The organism is Synergistaceae bacterium, from assembly GCA_017443945.1.
GTDB lineage: Bacteria > Synergistota > Synergistia > Synergistales > Aminobacteriaceae > JAFUXM01.
Window position 1 is genome coordinate 1 of the sequence record JAFSXS010000048.1, and the last position, 4,365, is coordinate 4,365.

7 protein-coding genes are annotated in these 4,365 nt (G+C 42.5%); all 7 read right to left on the reverse strand.

Going from position 1 to position 4,365, the window contains the following annotated elements; all coding sequences use genetic code 11:
• The coding region (locus tag IJT21_04760; GenBank protein MBQ7577566.1) for a head-tail connector protein at positions 1-1,542 on the reverse strand (1,542 nt) is incomplete at its 3' end.
• Between the two features lies 1 nt (position 1,543).
• Entirely contained in the window at positions 1,544-1,756 is a 213-nt protein-coding gene (locus IJT21_04765; protein ID MBQ7577567.1) for a hypothetical protein, read from the reverse strand.
• Positions 1,756-1,953 (reverse strand): hypothetical protein, encoded by a 198-nt coding sequence (locus tag IJT21_04770; protein ID MBQ7577568.1) that lies wholly within the window; start codon positions 1,951-1,953, stop codon positions 1,756-1,758. Before IJT21_04770 ends, IJT21_04765 begins: the two co-directional genes overlap by 1 nt.
• A gap of 2 nt (positions 1,954-1,955) precedes the next feature.
• The gene (locus IJT21_04775) at positions 1,956-3,287 is read right to left on the reverse strand and encodes a hypothetical protein (GenBank protein MBQ7577569.1); all 1,332 of its coding nucleotides are present in this window, start codon (positions 3,285-3,287) and stop codon (positions 1,956-1,958) included.
• Complete coding sequence (locus IJT21_04780) at positions 3,245-3,550, reverse strand: hypothetical protein (GenBank protein MBQ7577570.1); 306 nt, start codon at positions 3,548-3,550, stop codon at positions 3,245-3,247. Before IJT21_04780 ends, IJT21_04775 begins: the two co-directional genes overlap by 43 nt.
• A gap of 274 nt (positions 3,551-3,824) precedes the next feature.
• On the reverse strand, positions 3,825-3,977 hold the full coding sequence (locus IJT21_04785; GenBank protein MBQ7577571.1) for a hypothetical protein: 153 nt from the start codon (positions 3,975-3,977) through the stop codon (positions 3,825-3,827).
• Between the two features lie 21 nt (positions 3,978-3,998).
• Positions 3,999-4,365: hypothetical protein (locus tag IJT21_04790; GenBank protein MBQ7577572.1), on the reverse strand; the 367-nt coding region annotated here is incomplete at its 5' end.

A 4,365-nucleotide genomic window follows, 5' to 3' on the forward strand; every position in this document is an offset into this window, starting at 1 on the left:
ATCGCGTTTTGCCTGAACTGCGTCATCTCCTAAGACAATGCCCGCCGGTATTACGTACATATCTGCTAACTGGTCAATAATCTCATCACAGTCGATTTTGTCTAGCACGTCGGGAGCTTTACCCGTTCCCGCCTGTAATTGCACTAAGACATTTGCGGCCTCTAATATTTGAGTTATTCCCGCGCTTGCTGATTGCTTTTGAACGTTAGCAAGAATGCTCATGTATTCTATTTTGATTTCTCGGTCTGCTATTTCAGGAGGCGGGGGCGGAAATTTGCCAGCTCTCTGCATTATTGCGAATATCCTATTAATCATGGGATCTAGCATTTCAGACATTTGGCGTTCAATCAACGGCCCAAGCATAAACATTTTTTCGCTTTCTCGCGCTTGTATCTCTGTAGCTGTACGATTTGCCCGTAAATCAGTCGTCCACATCTTGAACATGTTCACATAAAAAATTTCTTCTAAATGCTCGGTTATCTCAAGCCGTTTTGCTGCTACACTCTTGTGATCGAATTGCACCTGATATAACGGCGTTATTGCCGGCACTCCATCACCCATAGGATTATAAATTGTTACACCGCCCGGCTCATCTTGTAAATCTCCCTGCGTGAGACTTTCAGGCATTGCAACGGGAGGACAGACACCTTTTTTAATTGCGCTGCGTTCGTCTATTTCTAGATCCTGCAATGTTTTAGCGTCGTCAAATCCTGTGTCGCCCGGCTGTTCTCGTCCGTATATATCATCGTTGATTATTCGCCATCTCGGACACATCACGGGGAATTCATGATAACCGCCTACCCGTAAAAATTCAGGCTCATTATATCCCGCAAGCCACCAGTACGAGATAAATTTAAATTTGCCTGTTACTCCGTCATTTTGTCTATACTCGTCGGAAGGTTGTATCAGGTTGCGCAATTCGTAATTTGAATTATCCCGATTTTCTTTGAGCCTGTATCTTAACTCTTCAGGCAATTTTGACTCGCCGAATTCGTTCGCAAGCTGTATTAATGTCCGCTTGAACTGCCGGCAAAATCTATTTACACGCCCGCGCTTATCTACACCGATTGCGTAACTGCCTATTGTTAAAGCCTGCGCCCTGAATATATCCTCGTCATCTTCTTCTATTAATAATGCAGCAGTCCCGAAAATCCCCTCTTCTTTGTACACGTCGAAAAGTTGATCATATAGATTTGTCCTTAACATTGTGCCCTGCATAATATCTTGAATTTCTGTGAGCCATGCTTTAACGCTTTCAAGTTCCGCGAGTCCTGTATCATAAAGTGTCAGAGTGAACCACGGACGGGAGGGACTTGTTAATCCGCTTTTCATTCCGGCTGCGAAGTCGTCGGGAATTTGCCGTGCCCTGCTGTTAAATCTTAGTGCCCGCTTTCTCGGTAATTCGTCAACGCTGAATCTTCCGCGATTCGGTGCGTACATATCCGACAATTGCCGCCACCAGTCTATATAATCCCGCCGATCCTGCATCATTTGCTTAAATCTCAAATCTGCATTTTTGCGCCGTTCTGTTATTCCTGACATTTCACGCACCTAATTTCATTTTTCCTGAAGTATTTTGACTGCCCTGCATTGCCCCGCCGTTCATTGTCTGAAGTCGTGATAATGCCCGCAATCTCCTTTGACGTTCTGAATCTCTTGACGCTACTGACGACTCCGCCGCGTCCATTTCTACATAATTTGTCGGTGCCTCGGTTTTAGTCTGTGCAGGTACTGAAGGCGAACTAAAGAAACACATTACACCATCACGCCCCCGCCTGAATTATTATTTGACAACCTCAAAGCCCGCTGCCTTCTCTGAATATCACTATTCACTTGTGTCTTGTCTGATATTCCCGTTGCTCCTTGTGTAGGCCCGCCGTAACCGTATTTTATTTTATTCTCAACCGTTGCCGGCACTGGCTCTCTTGTTGATGAAGACCCATAATAACACATTTTTATAACCACTCTTCATTAAGTCTGTCTAATTCTGTAATCCTTCTGACTTCTCGCGCATTAACCGGCCTGACTGGAAATGCAAAAGTCAAAGCGAGTGAATCCGCCATATCAGGAGACCGGAGTCCCCGCTCCTTTAATTTCTCCTTAGGCTCCAACACTTTACGCCCGGCCGCGTCAAATTTATATGTCGGTGCAGCCAATTCGCTCTTAAAATCTGTATCGTTTGGAATTCTCCCGCCATTCTCTAACCATTCGCGCATTTTGTCCCACATTTCAGATCGTTTATTTGCGTATTTATTCAGCTCAATTGCACGAGCACCGAAATTTATTTCTAGCACTTTATAGCCGAGCTGCCTCAACCGGTCAATAACGCCCTCACCCCGACCCGCGTCAATAAATACAGCGTCAGGCTTAAATCGGTCAATCTCATCGGCAACAATTCCCGCAAATGTCATATTATCAAGATTTTCTATCACTCTTAACGGATGGCATAATAGCCCCTCGCGTTTACACAAGACACTGCGATCATCGCCAAATCTAGCAACATCAACGCCGATAACTTTCACCGCTCCTGAAATATCTTGAGGGAACAGCCCGCGCCCTGCTGCCTTGCTTACTAAATCTATAGTGATTAAAACATTGTCAGTGCTTGCTGTGAAGTCGCACAAAAATTCTTGTCTGTACTGATTTTCACTCATGACCGATTTAGCATCTGTTAATTCTGATTGAGGGATTATATTTGTCTCGTCAGCTCGGTATATTTTAGAAATCCAGTTTTCAGCATTAAGCCCGTAAGTATAAAGCTCATAAAATAAATTAATCCCTTTAGGAGTTCCAATAAAGCAAGCCCAGCCGCCTCGATCTGACAAAGCAGGCCGAATTATTTCGCCCCACACTTCCGGTTTCATGTCTGCAACTTCATCAAGAATAACGCCATCAAAATATAATCCTCTCATAGCATCAGGATTATCAGCTCCGAATATTCGCAAGCGCGCACCGTTTGAGAAATCTATTTGTAATTCTCCCTCGTTTACTTTTCTATTAGGAACGGGATTTGTAAATCTTTTCATATAGTCCCATGCTATAGATTTTGCCTGACTTCTGAACGGAGCTATATAGCCGTAACGCCCAGAGCCTGAATTATCCTGTAGAGCTGCTTTTATTAATTGATTTATTGTGCACACAGTTTTGCCCAGCCTTCTATGAGCTACTATCACGCTAAATCTATGATTATTTATTGCGTTGTGTATTTCTTGCTGAACCTCGCGCGGCTCGTAAGGAATTGTAATTATTTTGTGATTGTCTGTGTATTCGGCTGTTCGTTTATCCATTTGAATATTATAGCCTCGTCATTTGTCCCGGACAATTCAAGCCGCCCGCTTGTCTCAGGTTTACCCAGTGAACGATTTAGAATTTCTTGCGCGGCCTGTAATTCTACTTTTACATTTCCGCAATCCATCAAGCTAATTATTTTCTGAACCGCCGCAGGTGTTGCAGCCTTGAAAGCCTCTTTTATGTCATCGGGAATTTTAGGACGCCCGCCGCCATCATTACCCGGCAAAAATCGCCCGTTTTTATCTCGTTTATCGGCCATAATTCTCACCTACCTATTTTAATGCATAAAAAATAGACCCCGCATTTAACGAAGTCTATTATTTTTGCGTATTCTCAAGCGTCCGCAATAATATCATATTCCGTGCTTTTTGTCCACGATATTAATCTATCAAACTTTATTTTTACACATAATCACAGATAACAACCGAGAAAAATATTTTTTATTTTCCGCTCGATTGTCCATTTTTGTCCATTTACCTGCAATCACTATATTTTATATTGTTTGTTTAATCAATCAAATAATATAATTATTATCACCTAGAAATCAACCACGCTATTAATGTCCCGAACAAATAACCAGCTATAACAATCGCACCAGCCCGGAATAATGCACGATTAAATATTTTATTATCTCGTTCGTTATTCTGAACCTCACGCAAATTTATTCGCTCCTTAATTCTCGACATTACCCGCCGCCCCCTTCTTTATTAATGCGTCTCAGGTTTTAACCTCGAAATTTCATCACGCACCACACTTCTAATATTTTCCTCCGTTAATGTCCGTGAATTCTTGCGCGCGTCTTTATATATTTCTTTGAACATCGGCGCAAAACTCACAAGAAAACCAACAAGGCCTATAACAACAGTTAATACTACAAACCATACATTTTGAGAATGTTGCAACATTTCTATTTTTGCCGCATTTATTCCCGTGCTTTTGTCGATGGCTTGTATTTCTTGTTTTAACCCGTCTATTTTGCTTTCAAGTTTTGTTAATCGCTCGTCAAGATACACGCGCAAATTCTCAAGACCTCCATTTATTTTTTCACTCTCATTTATGGCCATCAGTCCCGCC

Coding starts and splice junctions, on each gene's coding strand:
- IJT21_04765 (MBQ7577567.1), bottom strand. CDS start 1,756: ATGTGTTTCTTTAGTTCGCCTTCAGTACCTGCACAGACTAAAACCGAG.
- IJT21_04770 (MBQ7577568.1), bottom strand. CDS start 1,953: ATGTGTTATTATGGGTCTTCATCAACAAGAGAGCCAGTGCCGGCAACG.
- IJT21_04775 (MBQ7577569.1), bottom strand. CDS start 3,287: ATGGATAAACGAACAGCCGAATACACAGACAATCACAAAATAATTACA.
- IJT21_04780 (MBQ7577570.1), bottom strand. CDS start 3,550: ATGGCCGATAAACGAGATAAAAACGGGCGATTTTTGCCGGGTAATGAT.
- IJT21_04785 (MBQ7577571.1), bottom strand. CDS start 3,977: ATGTCGAGAATTAAGGAGCGAATAAATTTGCGTGAGGTTCAGAATAAC.